Genomic DNA, 16,751 nt, shown 5'->3' with positions numbered 1-16,751 from the left:
ATCAGGAGATCTGTTCCCGGACCTGGCGCTTCAACCGCGCCAGAATGGCCGTGCCCCCGCGTACGCGTAGCGGGCTGATCGCCTGGGCCAGGCCCATCCGCTGGTAGAGGTCGTCCGGCACGGCCAGCACCTCCTCGGCGCTGGCCCCGGCCAGCCCCTCCGCCAGGATGCCGGCGAACGCCCGGGTGGTCGGCGCCTCCGGCGGGCAGTCGAAGATCGTGCTCACCGTCTTGTCCGGGTTGACCTCGGCGCGCAGGAAGAACGCGGTCTGGCACTCCGGGACCTGCTCCAGGTCCTCCCGGTCCACGCCCTCGGGCAGCGGCGGGATCACGTCGGAGAACTCCAGCAGCATCTCCAGCACCAGGTCACGTGGGGCGGCGGCGAACTCGTCGACGATCTCGGCCAGCTTGCTCGGCATCTCGGACATTCCCCGAGGCTATCCGCAGCGCAGCGTCGCCGTCCGAGCCGGCCGGTTAAGAAGGGGCCCCTCCTCTACCGCAGGCGTTAAGAAGGGGCCCCTGCTTTCACAGGTTCGGGGCGGCCTCGCTGATGTCGCTCAGCGCGGAGTTCGGGTCGAGCTGCATCGCCAGGTCGCCGAGGGAGACGATGCCCACCAGCTTGCGCTCGTTGTCGCAGACCAGCACCCGCCGGATGTTGCGCTCGCGCATCAGCGCGGCCGCCTCGCCCGCGGTGCAGTGCTGCTCGATCATCACCACCTCGCGGGTGACGATCGAACCGATCGTCGTGCTCGTCGGGTCGGCCCGCTCGGCCACCGCCCGGACCACGATGTCGCGGTCGGTCAGCATGCCGGCGAGGGTGGCCCCGTCGGTGACCACCACGTCGCCGATGTCGGACTCCTTCATCACCCTGGCCGCCTCGTCCAGGGGAGTCTCCGCGGGCAGGTAGACCACCTGCTTGGTCATCACGTCACTGACCCGGTACATGAGAGCCTCCGAAACACCTCGGTCGATCCGACTGCGGTACCCCGTGGCGCGTCCGCTACACCCCGCCGCGGCGCGCCCCGCGCGCCTCGTCGAGCAGGCGCTCGACCAGGCCGTCCACCGGCAACTCGATCCGCTCGCCGGAGGCCCGGTCGCGCAGCTCGACGTACCCCTCGGCCAGGCGGCGACCGACCACGACGGCGCGCGGGATGCCGATCAGCTCCGCGTCGGTGAACTTCACCCCGGCCGAGACGTGGGTGCGGTCGTCGACCAGCACCCGCAGGCCCGCCGCGGAGAGGCGCCCGCCGAGGTCCAGCGCCGCGTCGAGCTGCGGACCCTTCCCGGCCGCCACGAGGTGTACGTCGCACGGCGCGACCTCGGCCGGCCACACCAGCCCCCGGTCGTCGTGGTGCTGCTCGGCCACCGACGCGACGGCCCGTGAGACGCCAATGCCGTAGCAGCCCATGGTCGGCCGGACCGGCTTGCCCTCCGGGCCGAGCACGTCGACCGCGAAGGCATCGGTGAACCGGCGGCCGAGCTGGAAGATGTGGCCCACCTCGATGCCGCGTCGCATGGTCAGCTCCCCGTCGCCGCAGGCCGGGCAGCTGTCGCCCGGGCGCACCTCGGCCGCCTCGATGGTGCCGTCCGGCACGAAGTCGCGCCCGCACACCACGTCGGTGGCGTGCCGGCCCGGCTCGTTCGCCCCGGTCAACCAGGCGGTGCCGGTGACCACCCGCGGGTCGACCAGGTAGCGGACCCCGTGCTTCGCCAGGATCTGCGGCCCCAGATAGCCGCGGACCAGCTCCGGATGCGCCGCCCAGTCCTCGAAGACCGTCACGGTGGCCGGGTGCAGCGCCGCCTCGACCCGCTTCAGGTCCACCTCCCGGTCCCCCGGCAGGCCGATCACCAGCAGCTCCGCCTGCTCGGCACCGGGCCGGCGCACGGCCAGGACGACGTTCTTCAAGGTGTCCGCGGCGGTCCAGCCGGTCCGGCCGCCGAGCGCGCGGGCGTTGGCCAGGTCGACAAGGGACGCGATGGTCGGCGTCTCCGGGGTGTCGTGCACCTCCAGGGCCGGGTGCGCGTCCGGGTCGCCGGCCGCCGGCGCGCGGGTCACCACGGCCTCCGTGTTGGCGGCGTAGTCGCAGGTGGTGCAGCCGACGTAGGTGTCCTCGCCGACCGGCGTGGCGGCCAGGAACTCCTCCGACGCCGAGCCGCCCATCGCCCCGGACATCGCGCGCACCACGGTGAAGTCCAGCCCGAGCCGGGTGAAGATCCGCTGGTACGCGTCGCGGTGCCGGTCGTAGGCGGCCTGGAGCCCCGCCTCGTCCAGGTCGAACGAGTAGGCGTCCTTCATGAGGAACTCGCGCCCGCGCAGCAGCCCGGCCCGGGGCCGCGCCTCGTCCCGGAACTTCGTCTGGATCTGGAACAGCGTCACCGGGAAGTCCCGGTACGAGCTGAACAGGTCCTTCACCAGCAGCGCGGCCATCTCCTCGTGGGTCGGGGCGAGCAGGTGCTCGGCGCCCTTCCGGTCTTCGAGGGTGAAGATGTCGTCGCCGTACTCCGTCCACCGCCCGCTGGTCCGGTACGGCTCCGCCGGCAGCAGCGCCGGGAAGTGCACCTCCTGGTCGCCGATCGCCGCCATCTCGGCGCGGACGATCTCGGTCACCCGGTCCAGCACCAGCTTGCCCAGCGGCAGCCAGGTGTAGCCGCCCGGTGCGGCGCGGCGTACGTAGCCGGCGCGGAGCAGGAGCCGGTGGCTCGGCACCTCGGCGTCGGCCGGGTCCTCGCGCAGGGTCCGGAGCAGCAGGGTCGACATGCGCAGCAGCATTGCCGCAGCGTACGGCGGACCGACCCGGCAGGCGATCGGATTCGCCACTGTCCGGGGTGGAGGATGCCGTCGTGTGGGGTAGGAGGAAGAACATGGATGAGAGGCCGCGGATGACGCTGACGACGACAGTCCTGGACGCGCCCGACGCGCGGGAGCTGGCCGGGTTCTACGAACGGCTGCTCGGCTGGTCCCGCGACGAGGACGAGCCGGACTGGGTCGTCCTGGCCGCGTCTGGTGGGGGTGCCGGGCTGGCATTCCAGACCGAGCCGGCGTACGTGCGGCCGGTCTGGCCGGCCGGCCCGGGAGATCCGCGGATGATGGCGCACCTCGACATCAAGGTCGACGACCTCGACGCGGCGTCGGCGTACGCGGTGTCCCTGGGCGCCACGGTGGCGGACTTCCAGCCCCAGGACGACGTCCGCGTCCACCTCGACCCGGCCGGCCACCCGTTCTGCCTGTACCTCTGAACAGCGGCGAGCGGCCTAGGCTCCCGTCATGACCGTCACTCCGTCGGCCCGGGCCGTCAGCCAGTACGCGACGACCACCGGCAACCTCACCGCCCGGATCGCCCTGCATGACCACGGCACGAACCCGCAGGGCTGGTTCGCCTGGCTGGACGAGCGGCTACCGCTGACCGGGGACGTCCTCGAGGTGGGCGCCGGCACGGGCCGGCTGTGGAGCCAGGTGGACCACCGCGGCCGAGGGCTGCGGCTCACCCTGACCGACTTCTCGGCGGCGATGTGCGCGCGGCTGCGCGAGGTCCCCGGCGCCCGGGTCGAGCGGTGCGATGCCACCCGGCTCCCGTTCGCCGACGCCAGCTTCGACACCGTCATCGCCAACCACATGCTCTACCACCTGGAGGAACCTGTCGCCGCACTGCGCGAGTTCGCCCGCGTGCTCCGTCCCGGTGGGCGGCTCGCCGCCGCGGTCAACGGCAGCGACCACCTCGCCGAACTGAACGCGATCGGCCCGGCCATCGGCCAGCCCGACCTGGTGATCGGCTTCCACCAGAACGACGTCACCGCCGAGACCGCACCCGCCCGGGTGGCGGCGTACTTCACCGACGTCACGGTCGAGCGCTACCCCTGCGACCTGGAGATCCCCACCGTGGCACCGGTCCTCGACTACCTCGCCAGCATGGCCGAGCAACCGCTCACCGCCGGGCAGGAAGCGGCGGTCCGCGATCTTGTCCAGGCCCGCATCGACGCCGAGGGCACCTACCGGGTACGCAAGCACACCGTGCTGATCACCGCGACGCGCGGCCCTCGGAGGCGTGGGTGATGAAGGCGCGCCAGGCGTCAGGGGTGAAGGTGAGGACCGGGCCGGCGGGGTCCTTGCTGTCCCGGACGCCTACCACGCCGGGCAGGTTGTCGGCCACCTCGACACAGTCGCTCTGAGCGCTTCGAGTGGCCTTGCGCCACGTGGCGCCGATCAGCTCCATGAGGTCATCACTTCCTTCATCAGCTCGACCGACGGTCGCCGAAACAGTGCCTCGCTGCGGACGTACCGGAAGGGGATTGTTCAAAATCAGTGACCCCGCCGGCAACCATGGCGTGGCGGGGTGACGTCTGGGAGGGCGTCACGATGAATGCACCACCTGACCCCAAGGATCGGCTCGTGTGGACCCTCTCCTGAATGAGTTCGACTCGTTCGTGCGAACCCGTACCCCCGCCTTACTGCGGTCGGCCTACCTGCTGACCGGTGACCAGCACCTGGCCGAGGACCTCGTCCAGTCCGCCCTGGCCCGGACGCACCGCTCGTGGAGCCGGCTGCACGACAGCGGCAACGCCGAGGCGTACACCCGCAAGATCATGTATCACCTGCAGGTCTCCTGGTGGCGGCGCCGCCGGGTGGCCGAGTCGATGCCGGGCGATCTGCCCGAGCCGCGCGGAGGCGACTCGGCTCCCGACCACGCCCAGCAGACCACGCTCCGGCTGACCCTCCGGGCCGCGCTGGCGAAGCTCTCCGCCAAGCAGCGGGCCGTGCTGGTGCTGCGGTTCTTCGAGGACCGCACCGAGACCGAGGCCGCCGACCTGCTCGGCGTCACCGTCGGCACCGTCAAGAGCCAGACCTCGAAGGCCCTGGCCAAGTTGCGCACCGTCGCCCCGGAACTCGCCCAGCTCTACGTCACGGAAGGAAGCGCCCGATGAACCAGGATCGCCTTCGACTCGACCTGGCCGGGCTGGCCGAGGAGGTCACCCCGGTGGACCTGCGGGACCGCGCCCTGCGTACGTCCCGCCGGCTCGGCATCCAGCGTGCCGTCGCCACCTCGGCCGCCGCCCTCGTGGTGCTGGCGGCCGCGACCGGCACCGCCCTCGCCATCCGCCCCAACGGCCAGGGTCCGGCGCCCGCCCCGGCCGGCCCGTCGGTGACCACCACCGCGCCTCCGGTCGAGGTCACCCCGACGCCGGAGCGGTCGGCGACCACCTCGCCCACAGGAAGCCCGGCACGACCGCCGGCCGTTCTCCCCGGCACCCGGTACTACCTGGAGATGACGGACACCAGGGCGCGGATCCACGCGGTCCGGTCCGGCTCCGACCAGGTGGTCCACCAGATTTCGTACGCCAGGTACGGATGCGAGCCGAACACCATCACCATCTCCCCGGACGGCAAGCGGGTGGCCTGGGTGCAGAACAGCACCGACAACGGCACCAGTGGTGTGCTCCTGGCCGCCACGATCGGGAAGCCGGGTGCGACCAGGCTCCTGGACGACGTCAACTGCCTCGGCACCAGGCCGCTCGTCTGGAAGAACAGCGGCCAGCTGTTGGTGCACAAGAAGACCCGCGAGCCGGTGCTGATCGACGTGGCGGCCAACAGGCGGATCAACGGTGACCCGAGCCTGGAGAGGCCGGCTGGCCGAACTGACGACATGGCGGACAGCCGCGTCTGGTCCGCGGACGGGACGTGGATGGCCGTGTCGACGGAGGACAAGAGCTACAAGCCGTTCGTTACCGATGGGGAGCGGACCTACGAGTACACCTACACGCCGCCGCAGGAGGAGGCCGCGCACTGGGGTGGCTGGGAGGCCCGAAGCGTCTCGCTGGACGGCCGCTACGTGTCTGTCGGTTGGGAAGGCACCGACCCGTCCCGCCACGACGACAGTTTCGCGGTGGTCGACACCACCACGAGCAAGGTGGTCGACCTGCCGGGCAGCGGTGACATCCGCAGCATCATGTTCACGGTCGACAACAAGGTCATCGTCAAGCGGGCGGCGGGCATCACCGTGCTGGACAGCAGCTTCACGCCGCTCGGCACGGTCACCGAGTCCGCTCCGGTACGGGCCATGAGGCTTCTCGCCTACGTCCCCTGAGCCGCGGACCTCCACCGGCCCTCAGCACCTGGTGCTGGGGGCCGGTCGTCGTGTGTGGACGGGGCGGGCCACCGGCCCGCCCCGGCTCAGCGCAGCACGGTGATCGCCCGGTCGGCCACGACGTGCTTCCAGGGCACGATCACGACGACCCCGTCCCGCTCCATGACCTTGGCCTCCTCGCCCTCGAAGCCGGCCGACAGCGGCCCCTTCGCCACCGGGCTGACCGTGCCGGTGGCGGGGTCGATGCGGACCAGCCGGGGCGGCAGCTTCCGCCGGTCGCCGGTCTCCCAGGCCAGCAGGCCCTGCTCGTCCCGGCGGATCAGTTCGACCTTGCTGGCGCTGTGCCCCGACGAGACCCAGCGCCGCTTGCCGGTGGCCAGGTCGATGGCGATGATCTGGTTGGCCGACCGGCCCGAGTTCGGCACGTTCTTCGGGAACGTCGGGTAGTAGAGCGTGTCGTCGTCGGCGAGGAACTGGTAGACGGCCGGGCCGTCGATCGCGTTGGACCGGTTGGGCGGCACGTCCCACAGTTCGGTGCCGTCGACCGGGTCGGTGAACGAGCCGGTCTGCCGGCCGGTCCGCGGGTCCCGCACGGTGTAGCTCTCGTGCCCCAGCCCGGGCAGGCTGATGAGCGGCCGCACGCTCAGCACGCCGTCGGTGACCTTCGTCTCGGGCAGCCGCTGCCGCCACCGCACCTTGCCGGTCGCCGGGTCGACGCCGTCGACCTCACCGCCGATCGAGCAGCCGTAGGTGACCACGACCAGGTCGGCGGCGGCCCGCATGTCCTTGAACCCGCAGCCGCGCCCCGGCAGCAGCTTCTCTCCGGTGGTGCGCCACAACTGCTTCCCGTCGGCGAGGGAGAACCCGATCATCGTGTCGCCGGAGCGGACGATCACCTGCTGGCCGGCGACGGAGAGGTCCGGCGCGGCCAGGGCGTCCCGGCCCTCGCGGGCCGGCGCCGGGAACTTCGCCTGCCAGGTCAGCTTGCCGCTGGCCAGGTCGAAGCCGGCGACGGTGTCGCAGGACCGGTCGGAGCCGGCCGCCACCGCGCCCCGGCCCTCGGTCACCGCCTGCGCGGCGACGCAGAGCGAGGTGCCCTCCGGTGCGGGCGCGCCCCACGCCTGCCCGCCGTCGGAGAGCCGGTAGGCGAGCAGCCCGTCGCCCTGCGCCCGGACCACCGTGTCACCGGCCAGCCAGGCGCCGAACATGTCCTGCTGGTCGTAGGTGGTCAGGCCGGTGTCCTGCCGCTCGGGGAAGTCCAGCACCCAGGCGGTCGCCAGCTCGCCGTCGTCGCCCGAGCCGCCGCTGACCAGCCGGGAGACGCCCCAGGCGGTGCCGGCCCCGACGGCCAGCACGGCCACCAGCCCACCGGCGATCAGCAGCGCGAGACGCCCGCGCCGCTTACGGGCCGCCGGCGGCTGCGGCGCCGCCCCCGGCCAACCCTGCGGCGGGTACGCCGGCTGACCGGCCACGGGGTACGCCGGCTGACCGGCCTGCGGGGCCGGCGGCCAGCCCGGGTGCCCGCCCTGGACCGGCGGCGGGACCTGCGCCCCGGGCTGCGGCTGCCAGGGGGACTGCGGGTTCGTCATCGTGCGCTCCTCGGGGTCCCGTTCACCGCGCCTGCGCCCGCACGTACGCCGTCCAGCCGGACTGGAACTGGGCCAGCGGGATGCCGAGCACCTGCTGGCTGGCCTGGTCGGCGGTGGCACCCCGGTAGCGGGCGGTCACGAACTGGAACAGCTTCTGCTCGCCGTACTTCTCCGCCAGGTGGGTCATCGCCGCGTGTCCGAGCCAGTAGTGGAAGCTGACCCGCCCCGGGGAGTCCCAGTCGACGTTGCTCGGCAGCGTCCCGTCCCAGTCGCCGGAGCGGACGAGTGACCGGGCCTGGGCGGTGCGGTCGCTGGCGCGCAGCGGCTCGCCCCGGTGGGCCAGGTACTCGGCGAAGCCCTCCACGATCCAGTTCTCGATGCCGTCGAAGAAGTCCTGCTTGTCGGCGTCCTCCAGGCTGGCGACCAGCGAGTGGCCCACCTCGTGCCGGAAGATCTCGCGCGGACCCTTCGTGTCGCCGGGGGCGAAGAACGACCGGTCGCCCACGTCGACGACGATCCGACTGCCACCGATGTCGACACCGTTCTGCCGCTCGGTGGAGACCATGCCGATCGAGACACCGGCCTCGGTGGTCTCCTCCTTGTTGACCCGGTAGAGCGAGCCGAGGTCCGCCTTCCCCTTGACGAGGCTGATGACGAAGCCCTTCGGGATGTCGGCGGTCACCCCGCCCGCCTGCCAGGCGGCGAAGTCGTCGGCCACCGCCGCCTCGGCGACCCGCGCGTACCGCTTCGCCTCGGCGGCCAGCGCGGCGTCCGTGATGACGAGGGTGTGCGCGGTGCGCTCGACGTGGATGTCGCCCCACTTGTCCCAGGGGCCGGGGTAGTAGACGGTCTTCGAGTTGCCCAGCGCGGCGGGCGCCCCGGTGACCGCGGTGACCTTGAGCGGTGCGCCCCGGGTCTCGCGGACGACGGTCCAGCGGTACCACTCGGCGACCGGGGTGAGGTCGTACCCCTCGAACTGGTGCACGAAGGACACGTCGAGCTGGAAGCTGACCCCGCGGCCGAAGCTGTCGGTGGTGCGGCCCTGCTGGGCGACGGTGCGGTACCGGCCGACGGCGAGGGGCAGCTTGCCCAGGTTGGTGAAGAGCCGGGTCTGCCCGGCGACCAGGTCCTTGCGGGCCGGGTCGAACGGGGCCAGGTAAGCCTTAAGGTCCTTGTCGGCGAGGGCCTTGCTGTGCCGGGCCAGCAGGTCGTCCAGTTCCTGCTGGGTGACGGTCACCCCGTTGGCCGCGGCGGCGGCCTTCGGGGCCGCGTCCTCGCCGCGCTCGCTCAGCCCGACCCCCACGCCGACGGCCGTGCCGGCGCAGAGGGTCAGCACCAGCACCCCGGCGCCGATCCCGATCCAGAGGCCGCGCCGGGACTTCGGCCGCGGCGGCGGGACCGGCGGGTACGGCCCGAACCCCGGCTGCCCCGGACCGACCGGGTACGCCCCCGGGGGCCGGTAGCCGGGTGCGGCGGGAAAGCCCGGCGGTGCGGCCGGGTACGCCTGGACCGGCGGGTGCGGCTGACCGTCGCCCGGGTGGGCGGCCGGATGTCCCTGGGTCATGCGTGCCTCGTTCGCGCCGTCGGTGGGCAGCCGCGGCGGCGGGCGCCTCCCGCCCCCGGACCGGATGACGGGCAACATCATCCACAATCCGCAGGGCGGTTTCTGCCCCGGATCCATCAAGCGGGACATTTGTCCCGATGACCTCCGCCACGTCCGGCGCGGGGGTTGGGCGGTGGGCGGCCGGTCGGTGCGAGACTGGCCGACGCAGCTCTGCGGGTCGGTCAGAGGGAGGCGCAGTGCGCTGGCGCAACTTCGTGGCGGTGGGCGACAGCTTCACCGAGGGGATGGACGACGCGTACCCGGACGGCACCTACCGGGGCTGGGCCGACCTGGTCGCCACCCGGCTCGCCGCCGAGGCCGGCCCGGATTTCGGGTACGCCAACCTGGCCATCCGGGGCCGTCTGTTCCCGAACGTCGTGGCCGAGCAGGTGCCGGCCGCGCTGGCCATGAAGCCCGATCTGATCAGCTTCGCGGCCGGCGGCAACGACGTGCTGCGCCGCACCTTCGACCCGGATTCCTTCGTGCCGCGCTTCGACGCGGTGGTCGGCCGGCTGCGCTCCAGCGGCGCCGACGTGGTGCTGTTCCGGTTCGCCGACGTGATGGCCCGGCTGCCCGGGCAGCGGCTGGTGGCTCCCCGGGTGACCCTGCTCAACCGGGTGGTCGGCGAGGTCGCCGAGCGGCACGGCGCCATCCTCGTCGACCTGTACGCCGACGCCACCTACCTCAACCCGATGCTCTGGAGCACCGACCGGCTGCACCTGTCGGCGGCCGGGCACCGGCGGGTCGCCGGGCAGGTGCTCAGCGCGCTCGGCGTGGGCTGTGACGAGGAGTGGCTGATGGTGCCGCCGCACCCGGCCCCCACCCCCTGGCTGGCCGCCCGGGCGGCCGACCTGCGCTGGGCCGGCCAGCACCTGGCCCCGTGGCTCAAGCGCCGGCTCACCGGCCGTTCCTCCGGCGACTTCGTCACCGCCAAGCGACCGGTGCTCGGGCCGATCACCGACTGACGGTGCGGACCCTGCACGCCGCGTCCCTGCTGCGGCTCACCCTCGACGACGAGCCCCGGCCGGGGCACGCCGTCCTGGTGACCGGCGACCGGGTCGAGGCCGTCGCGCCGCTGGAGGAGCTGACCGGGGCGTACCCCGAGGTGCGGGTGCGGCGGTGGGCCGGCACCCTCGGGCCGGCGCTGGTGCACGACGGGCCCCTGCCGCCCGCGCCGACGCCGCGCGAGCGGGTGCACGCCCTGTTCCGGCTCGGGGCCGCCGCGGTGCTCGCCGACCATGTCACGGACCCGGCGCTGCGGGCCGCCGCCGCGCGCAACGACGTGGCGGTGCTGCCCGCCGCCCGCCCGCCGGCACTGGTGGTCGGCGGCCGGGCCGACGTGGCCGTCTTCGGCGCCGACGGCACCTGCCTGGCCACCGTGGTGGCCGGCCGGCTGGTGCACCGCCGCGCCTGACCGGCGACCCTCCCGACCGACGATCGGCCGGCGTGCCGACCGGCCCAACGGGTGAATCTGCACGCCGGCACGTCCAATGTGGGGTGCCGCGTCGGAATCGGGATCGCCGAATGTCTTCCCCGCCGGATAGCATCCGCTGCCCCCGGCGATCGTGTCCGGGGTGAAATCGGGGAAAGGTGGATGAGGGATGACCCTCATGCCTGCACGAAATCCGTCCCGCGCCGGTGGCCGAAGTCTGCTCGCCGCCGCCCTGTCCATGGTGGTCGGTGCCGGCACGGTCGTCGCGACCGCCGCGCCGGCCGCCGCCTACGACGTGCGCTACGAGACCAACACCTCCTGGGCGTGGACCGACTCCAGGCTGCCCAGCAAGAACAACATCGACCGGGCCGGTGAGGTGCCCGTCGGCACGTGGCCGGACAGCGAGGGCCACCCGCACACCTCACGCGCCTACTTCACCTTCGACATCTCCCGCTACCGGGGGGCGGACATCGAGTCCGCCAAGCTCGACGTGAAGGAGACCGCGGCGCCGGACTGCGCGAAGCGCCCGGAGATCGAGCTGTGGCGCACCGCGCCCTACACGGTCAAGTCGAGCTGGTTGAAGCCGCCGGCCGACCTGGCCCGCATCGACACGACAAGGCTGCCGGACCAGTCCAGGTGTCCCGCTCCCTACGTGGGCTTCGACGCCACCGAGGGGCTGCGCCAGGCGCTCGCCGAGGGCCTGTCGACGCTGACCCTGTCGCTGCGGCTGCCCGCCGCCGTGGAGGCGGACCCGACGCTGGCCCGCAGGTACGCCAGCCGGGCCGGCCTCTCCGTCGACCACAACTTCCGGCCCGGCGTGCCGACCGATCCGCAGACCAACGGCAAGGCCTGCACCACGGCCGAGCCGTACCAGCTGGTCCGCCGGGGCGACCTGGGCCTGTCGGCGATCCTGCACGACAAGGACCGCAACGACTCCGGCGGCACCGACCAGCTCACCGCGACCGTCGCGCTCTGGCCGGTCGACCAGCCGGACGCCCGGATCGAGCGGACCGACACCGCCTGGGACGGCCAGCGCGCCGTCGGCCGGTTCAGCTACGACCTGTTCCAGCACGACCGGACGTACGCCTGGCAGATGCGCGCGGCGGACAGCCGGGCCACCGGCGAGTGGAGCCCGGTCTGCTACTTCCGGACCGACTTCCAGGGTCCCGCCACGGCGCCGACGGTCACCTCCACGGACTTCCCCCAGGACGGCTGGCCGCCGGCCCTGGCCGGCGAGTTCACCTTCGGCGCCAACGGCGCCGCCGACGCGGTCGGCTTCGGCTACTCGCTGAACGACCAGCTCGACAAGTCGGTTGCCGCGGACCGGCCGGGCGGCACGGCCACCGTCGCGGTGACCCCGCGGGCCGGCATCAACTACCTGCGCGTGTGGAGCCTCGACGCGGCCGGCAACCGGTCGGCGACCACCACGTACGACTTCCGCGCCAGCGACGTGTCGCCGATCGTCGACGGCACCCTGACCGAGGTCGGGGTGGCGACGACCTTCCAGGTGCGGCCGCGGATGGACGGGGTGGCGCGCTACCGCTTCGGCCTCGACGGCGACCCGGAGCAGACCGTCGACGCGGCCGCCGACGGCACCGCCTCGATCACCGTCACCGCCACCCGGGGCGGCTACCGGACGCTCTCCGTCACCAGCCTCACCGCCGCCGGGGTGACGGCCACCGCGACGCGCAGCTTCACGCTGCTCACCGAGCCCAGGATCTCGGCCACGGTCTACGAGGAGTACGGCTTCGGCGGCGGCCAGGGCGTGCCCGGCGTCTTCACCTTCACCCCGCGCCTGCCGGACACGGTCAGCTACCGCTACCAGTTCAACGGCGAGGAGGCCACGGTAGCCGCGAACGCCGACGGCACCGCGTCGGTGACCTGGGCGCCGAAGGAGGCCGGCTGGACCAATCTGGCGGTGTGGAGCGTCAGCCGTGACGGCACCGAGTCCGAGGCGGCGACCTGGTACTTCACCGTGCGGGACCTGCTGCCCGGCATCTCCGGTGACCCGTACAACGCGAACTGGTGGGCCGGCGGGCCGGGCCAGGCCGGCGAGTTCCGGTTCAGCTCCGAGGTGCCCGAGACGGTGTCCTTCCGCTACCGCTTCGACGGCGGCGCCGAGCAGAGCGTCGACGCCGACGGCAACGGCTACGCCACGGTCAGCTGGACGCCCGACCAGGGCGGCACCCACACCCTGGTCGCCCGCGGCGTCACCGCGGACGGCACCGTGTCCCCGGAGCGGACGTTCACCTTCCTGGTGAACGACGCGCCGCTTGTCGCGTCGGCGCAGTACCCGAAGGACACCAACAGCGGCCTGCCCGGCGTGGCCGGGGTCTTCACCGTCACGCCGCAGCGGCCGGACGTGGTGAAGTACCACTACGCCTTCTACGGCGAGGAGGAGAAGACGATCGACGCGGCGGCCGACGGGACCGCCTCGATCACCTGGACGCCCGAGCGCTCCGGCTGGCAGATGCTGACCGTGCGCGGCGAGACCGGCGACGGCACGGTGACCCAGCCGCGCGAGTACGCCTTCACCGTCCGCGAGCCGAAGCCGACGATCATCTCGTACCTCTACAACGAGTACGACCCGCAGGGCGGGATCGGCGTGGCCGGTGGCTTCCGCTTCGACTCCGAGCTGCCGGACACCGTGGCGTTCGTCTACCGGCTCAACGACGGGCCGGAGCAGACCGTGGCGGTGACCGACGGCACGGCCGCCGAGCTGACCGTCACCCCGGACCGGGGCTTCCGGAACACGCTGACGGTCCGGGCCCGCTCGGCCGCCGGTGAGCTGTCGCCGGAGGCCACCTACTCCTTCATGGTCAGCACCGCTCCGACCGTCAGCTCGACGACCTACCCGTCGGGTGAGGCCGCCGGCGGGGTGGGTGTGCCGGGCGTCTTCACCTTCGCCCCGCGCATGCCCGACGTGGAGACGTACGTCTACCAGTTCGACAACGGGCCCGAGGTGACCGTCCCGGCGGGCGCCGACGGCACCGCCTCGGTGACCCTCACGCCGACCGAGGCGCGCTGGTACCCGATCTCGGTGTACGCGGTCGACAAGGCGGGCAACCGCTCGGACTACGCGTACTACTGGTTCGTGGTCCAGGGCTGACGCCCCTCGACCGAGCCGGCCGGCCCACCACCCTCGCCCGGGTGGTGGGCCGGTCGTGTGTGGGCCGCCACCTCCGGCGACCCCGATGCGGGATGCCCGGTCGCGACCCGCCGATCCGGCGTACCTTGGGGCTCATGCCTGTGCCGAGTGATCCGAATCCGCACTTCCAGTCGTACGCCGACCCGCAGCGCCTGGTCACCACGGAGTGGCTGGCCGAGCACCTGGGCGACGAGGGCCTCGTGGTGGTCGAGTCCGACGAGGACGTCCTGCTCTACGACACCGGCCACATCCCCGGCGCCGTGAAGGTCGACTGGCACACCGAGCTGAACGACCAGGTGAGCCGGGACTACCTGGACGCCAAGAGCTTCGCCGAGCTGTGCGCCGCCAAGGGCATCGGCCGCGACGACACGGTGGTCTTCTACGGCGACAACTTCAACTGGTGGGCCGCGTACGCCCTCTGGGTGTTCAAGCTCTTCGGGCACGCCGACGTCCGGCTGCTCGACGGCGGCCGGATGAAGTGGGTCGCCGAGGGGCGCGAGATGTCCAAGGACAAGGTGACCCGGCCGCGCGCCGACTACCCGGTGCCGGAGCGGAACGACGCGCCGATCCGGGCGTTCCGCGACGAGGTGATGGCGCACGTGGCCGCCGGCCGGCCGCTCGTCGACGTGCGGTCGCCGGGGGAGTACACGGGCGAGATGCTGCACATGGCGGCGTACCCGCAGGAGGGCGCGCTGCGCGGCGGGCACATCCCGGGGGCGCTGAGCAAGCCGTGGAAGGCCGCCGCCAACGACGACGGCACCTTCAAGCCGGTCGACGAGCTGCGTGCCATCTATCAGGACCAGCTCGGCCTGAGCCCGTCCGACGACGTGGTGGCGTACTGCCGGATCGGCGAGCGGTCCAGCCACACCTGGTTCGTGCTGCAGCACCTGCTCGGGTTCCCGAGGGTGCGCAACTACGACGGCTCGTGGACCGAGTGGGGCAACCTGGTCCGGGCCCCCGTCGTGCGGGGCGACGAGCCGGGCAGCATCAACGGCTGACCCGGCCGGCCGGTCCCCGCGTGGCGTGTCGCCCGCGGGGACCTTTCCGTTTCCGGGCCGGGTGGGTCAGCTCTCGGGCCGGCCGGTGAGGTAGCGCTGGAGGGTCGGTGCGACCCAGGCGACGAGCTCGTCCGGCGTCATCTCCACGACCGGCGGCAGGCGGACGATGTACCGGGTGAAGGCCAGGCCGAGGGTCTGGCTGGCCACGAGGCCGGCCCGGCGGGCGGTGGACGCCGGGTCGGTGCCGAAGCCGGCCACGGCCGCGGCGAGCTGGTCGGCGAAGAGGAGGCGCATCCGCTCGGCCGCTCCCGGGTTGGTGCTGGCGGCCCGGAGCAGGGCGGCGAGCGTCTCGTCGCCCTCCCAGCGGCGGAGGAAGTGCCGCACCAGCGTCTCGCCGAGGTTGTCCGGCGGCACGGCGGTCAGGTCCGGCAGGCGCAGGTCGAACTCGGCGGCCGCGGCGAAGAGCCCCTCCTTGCTGCCGTAGTAGCGCATCACCATGGACGGGTCGATCCGGGCCTCGGCGGCGATGGCCCGGATGGTGGCCCGCTCGTAGCCGTCGGCGGCGAACCGCTCCCGGGCGGCGCGCAGGATGGCGGCCCGGGTGGCGTCCGAGCGGCGGGCGCGGGGTGCCGTGTCGGTCATGCCCACAACTGTAGGCCAACAAGCGTTGACATAGAAGCCGCGCCGCGCCTACCGTCGTCAACAAGTGTTGGCAAACAGTTGTTGACATAGCTGGAGGTGGGACGATGCTTCCCGAGCGCACCGATGTCCTCGTGGTGGGTGCCGGGCCGACCGGCCTGGCCGTGGCCGCCACCCTGGCGGGGCACGGCGTCACCGCGACAGTGGTGGACCGGCTCGCCACCCCGCCGGTCACCTCACGGGCCGCCGTGGTGCACGCCGGCACCCTGGAGGTGCTGGACCGGATCGGCGTCGCCGCCCCGCTGGCCGCCCGCGGGCTGCCGTCGAGGCGGTTCACCGTCCGCGAGCGGGACCGGGTGCTGCTCACCGTCCCCTTCGACAGGTTGCCGTCCCGCTACCCGTACGCGCTGCTGGTCTCCCAGGCCGAGACCGAGGCGGTGCTCGCCGACCGGCTCGCCGCGCTCGGCGGGCGGGTGCTCCGGCCGTATGAGCTGACCGGCCTCGACCTCGACGGCGGCGGCGCCACGGCCACGTTCGCGGGTGGCGAGAAGGTCCGGACCCGCTGGGTCGTCGGCGCCGACGGCATGCGCAGCCCGGTCCGCGAGCTGGCCGGCATCGACTTCGGCGGGCCCACCGACCCCGGCGAGTCGTTCCTGCTCGCCGACATCCGGGTGGACAGCGCCCTGCCGCGCGACCAGGTCAACCTCTTCCTCGCCCCGCGGGGGCCGCTGGTCTGGGCGCCGCTGCCCGACGGCACCGTACGGGTGGTCGCCTCGGTGCCGGACGCGCCCCGCGAGCCGCAGGCCCGCCATTTCCAGGACCTGCTCGACGAGCGGGGGCCGGCCCGGCGGCCGGACCGGGTCACCGACGTGCGCTGGAGTTCCCGGTTCCGGATCCACCACCGCATCGCCGGCACCTACCGGTCCGGCCCCGTTCTGCTCGCCGGGGACGCGGCGCACGTGCACAGCCCGGCCGGCGGGCAGGGGATGAACCTCGGCCTGCGCGACGGGGTCGCCCTGGGCGACACCCTCGCCGCCGTGCTGGCCGGAGGCCCCGACGCGCTCCTCGACGGGTACGCCGCCGCCCGCCGCCCGCTCGCCGAGGAGGTGCTCGGCTTCGCCGCCGGTCTCACCCGGCTCACCGCCGTCCCGCCGGCCACCCGCCCCCTGCGCGACCTGCTGCTCCGGGGAGCCTCGGTCCTGCCGCCGGTCCGGCAGCGGCTCGCCGTCCGGCTGGCCGGCTTCGAACCGACGGGCCGCTGAG

At 73.2% G+C, this 16,751-nt stretch carries 16 protein-coding genes; 9 read left to right on the top strand and 7 right to left on the bottom strand.

Annotation, left to right across the window (positions count from 1 at the left end; translation table 11 throughout):
• Window position 1: 1 nt before the first annotated feature.
• From GA0070603_RS19670 to GA0070603_RS19660, 3 genes are all read right to left on the bottom strand, one after another.
• Window positions 2-427, bottom strand: a complete 426-nt coding sequence (locus tag GA0070603_RS19670; protein WP_091316217.1) for a SufE family protein — start codon at window positions 425-427, stop codon at window positions 2-4.
• A gap of 97 nt (window positions 428-524) precedes the next feature.
• Window positions 525-944 (bottom strand): CBS domain-containing protein, encoded by a 420-nt coding sequence (locus tag GA0070603_RS19665; RefSeq protein WP_091316216.1) that lies wholly within the window; start codon window positions 942-944, stop codon window positions 525-527.
• 55 nt (window positions 945-999) lie between these two features.
• Window positions 1,000-2,769: a proline--tRNA ligase gene (locus GA0070603_RS19660; protein ID WP_091316215.1), complete on the bottom strand. Its 1,770-nt coding sequence runs from the start codon at window positions 2,767-2,769 to the stop codon at window positions 1,000-1,002.
• A gap of 92 nt (window positions 2,770-2,861) precedes the next feature.
• Here GA0070603_RS19660 and GA0070603_RS19655 point away from each other — a divergent pair, with 92 nt between their 5' ends.
• Window positions 2,862-3,236 carry a VOC family protein gene (locus GA0070603_RS19655; protein WP_091316214.1) on the top strand — a complete coding sequence of 125 codons (375 nt, stop codon included), beginning with the start codon at window positions 2,862-2,864 and terminating at the stop codon, window positions 3,234-3,236.
• A gap of 28 nt (window positions 3,237-3,264) precedes the next feature.
• On the top strand, window positions 3,265-4,050 hold the full coding sequence (locus GA0070603_RS19650; protein ID WP_091316213.1) for a class I SAM-dependent methyltransferase: 786 nt from the start codon (window positions 3,265-3,267) through the stop codon (window positions 4,048-4,050).
• Here GA0070603_RS19650 and GA0070603_RS19645 read toward each other — a convergent pair.
• Complete coding sequence (locus tag GA0070603_RS19645) at window positions 4,016-4,210, bottom strand: DUF397 domain-containing protein (RefSeq protein ID WP_091316212.1); 195 nt, start codon at window positions 4,208-4,210, stop codon at window positions 4,016-4,018. The genes GA0070603_RS19650 and GA0070603_RS19645 overlap by 35 nt on opposite strands.
• Before the next feature lie 178 nt (window positions 4,211-4,388).
• Between GA0070603_RS19645 and GA0070603_RS19640 the strand changes: the two genes are divergently transcribed.
• Both GA0070603_RS19640 and GA0070603_RS19635 read left to right on the top strand, forming a co-directional pair.
• The gene (locus GA0070603_RS19640; protein ID WP_091316211.1) at window positions 4,389-4,919 is read left to right on the top strand and encodes a SigE family RNA polymerase sigma factor; all 531 of its coding nucleotides are present in this window, start codon (window positions 4,389-4,391) and stop codon (window positions 4,917-4,919) included.
• On the top strand, window positions 4,916-6,079 hold the full coding sequence (locus GA0070603_RS19635) for a hypothetical protein (protein ID WP_091316210.1): 1,164 nt from the start codon (window positions 4,916-4,918) through the stop codon (window positions 6,077-6,079). The genes GA0070603_RS19640 and GA0070603_RS19635 overlap by 4 nt, the downstream gene beginning before the upstream one ends.
• A gap of 86 nt (window positions 6,080-6,165) precedes the next feature.
• Here the strand turns inward: GA0070603_RS19635 and GA0070603_RS19630 are convergent, their stop codons facing one another.
• Together GA0070603_RS19630 and GA0070603_RS19625 are read right to left on the bottom strand one after the other, a co-directional pair.
• Window positions 6,166-7,668 (bottom strand): PQQ-binding-like beta-propeller repeat protein, encoded by a 1,503-nt coding sequence (locus GA0070603_RS19630; protein ID WP_091316208.1) that lies wholly within the window; start codon window positions 7,666-7,668, stop codon window positions 6,166-6,168.
• Window positions 7,669-7,690: 22 nt separating this feature from the next.
• Window positions 7,691-9,232, bottom strand: coding sequence for a hypothetical protein (locus tag GA0070603_RS19625; RefSeq protein ID WP_091316206.1), 1,542 nt, complete (start codon window positions 9,230-9,232; stop codon window positions 7,691-7,693).
• A 236-nt stretch (window positions 9,233-9,468) separates the two neighbouring features.
• Here GA0070603_RS19625 and GA0070603_RS19620 point away from each other — a divergent pair, with 236 nt between their 5' ends.
• From GA0070603_RS19620 to GA0070603_RS19605, 4 genes are all read left to right on the top strand, one after another.
• Window positions 9,469-10,236, top strand: a complete 768-nt coding sequence (locus GA0070603_RS19620; protein ID WP_091316204.1) for an SGNH/GDSL hydrolase family protein — start codon at window positions 9,469-9,471, stop codon at window positions 10,234-10,236.
• Window positions 10,237-10,238: 2 nt separating this feature from the next.
• Window positions 10,239-10,685, top strand: a complete 447-nt coding sequence (locus GA0070603_RS19615) for an imidazolonepropionase-like domain-containing protein (RefSeq protein WP_091316200.1) — start codon at window positions 10,239-10,241, stop codon at window positions 10,683-10,685.
• A gap of 196 nt (window positions 10,686-10,881) precedes the next feature.
• A complete protein-coding gene (locus GA0070603_RS19610) occupies window positions 10,882-13,812 on the top strand; it encodes an RHS repeat domain-containing protein (RefSeq protein ID WP_139131900.1) in 2,931 nt (976 codons plus the stop codon).
• Window positions 13,813-13,946: 134 nt separating this feature from the next.
• A complete protein-coding gene (locus GA0070603_RS19605) occupies window positions 13,947-14,849 on the top strand; it encodes a sulfurtransferase (RefSeq protein WP_091316195.1) in 903 nt (300 codons plus the stop codon).
• A gap of 66 nt (window positions 14,850-14,915) precedes the next feature.
• On the opposite strand, the gene GA0070603_RS19600 is transcribed toward GA0070603_RS19605, so the two are convergent.
• Window positions 14,916-15,491, bottom strand: a complete 576-nt coding sequence (locus GA0070603_RS19600; RefSeq protein ID WP_208862916.1) for a TetR/AcrR family transcriptional regulator — start codon at window positions 15,489-15,491, stop codon at window positions 14,916-14,918.
• A gap of 104 nt (window positions 15,492-15,595) precedes the next feature.
• Between GA0070603_RS19600 and GA0070603_RS19595 the strand changes: the two genes are divergently transcribed.
• Window positions 15,596-16,750: an FAD-dependent monooxygenase gene (locus GA0070603_RS19595; protein WP_091316189.1), complete on the top strand. Its 1,155-nt coding sequence runs from the start codon at window positions 15,596-15,598 to the stop codon at window positions 16,748-16,750.
• Window position 16,751 lies beyond the last annotated feature (1 nt).

The organism is Micromonospora chersina, assembly GCF_900091475.1.
In the GTDB taxonomy this organism is placed as follows: Bacteria; Actinomycetota; Actinomycetes; order Mycobacteriales; family Micromonosporaceae; genus Micromonospora; species Micromonospora chersina.
This window is presented reverse-complemented; position numbering and strand designations above follow the sequence as displayed.

What these genes read in the sequence shown, in the direction of transcription:
- GA0070603_RS19670 (WP_091316217.1), bottom strand. Translation starts at nt 427, where the DNA reads ATGTCCGAGATGCCGAGCAAGCTGGCCGAGATCGTCGACGAGTTCGCC.
- GA0070603_RS19665 (WP_091316216.1), bottom strand. Translation starts at nt 944, where the DNA reads ATGTACCGGGTCAGTGACGTGATGACCAAGCAGGTGGTCTACCTGCCC.
- GA0070603_RS19660 (WP_091316215.1), bottom strand. Translation starts at nt 2,769, where the DNA reads ATGCTGCTGCGCATGTCGACCCTGCTGCTCCGGACCCTGCGCGAGGAC.
- GA0070603_RS19655 (WP_091316214.1), top strand. Translation starts at nt 2,862, where the DNA reads ATGGATGAGAGGCCGCGGATGACGCTGACGACGACAGTCCTGGACGCG.
- GA0070603_RS19650 (WP_091316213.1), top strand. Translation starts at nt 3,265, where the DNA reads ATGACCGTCACTCCGTCGGCCCGGGCCGTCAGCCAGTACGCGACGACC.
- GA0070603_RS19645 (WP_091316212.1), bottom strand. Translation starts at nt 4,210, where the DNA reads ATGGAGCTGATCGGCGCCACGTGGCGCAAGGCCACTCGAAGCGCTCAG.
- GA0070603_RS19635 (WP_091316210.1), top strand. Translation starts at nt 4,916, where the DNA reads ATGAACCAGGATCGCCTTCGACTCGACCTGGCCGGGCTGGCCGAGGAG.
- GA0070603_RS19630 (WP_091316208.1), bottom strand. Translation starts at nt 7,668, where the DNA reads ATGACGAACCCGCAGTCCCCCTGGCAGCCGCAGCCCGGGGCGCAGGTC.
- GA0070603_RS19625 (WP_091316206.1), bottom strand. Translation starts at nt 9,232, where the DNA reads ATGACCCAGGGACATCCGGCCGCCCACCCGGGCGACGGTCAGCCGCAC.
- GA0070603_RS19610 (WP_139131900.1), top strand. Translation starts at nt 10,882, where the DNA reads ATGCCTGCACGAAATCCGTCCCGCGCCGGTGGCCGAAGTCTGCTCGCC.
- GA0070603_RS19605 (WP_091316195.1), top strand. Translation starts at nt 13,947, where the DNA reads ATGCCTGTGCCGAGTGATCCGAATCCGCACTTCCAGTCGTACGCCGAC.
- GA0070603_RS19600 (WP_208862916.1), bottom strand. Translation starts at nt 15,491, where the DNA reads ATGACCGACACGGCACCCCGCGCCCGCCGCTCGGACGCCACCCGGGCC.
- GA0070603_RS19595 (WP_091316189.1), top strand. Translation starts at nt 15,596, where the DNA reads ATGCTTCCCGAGCGCACCGATGTCCTCGTGGTGGGTGCCGGGCCGACC.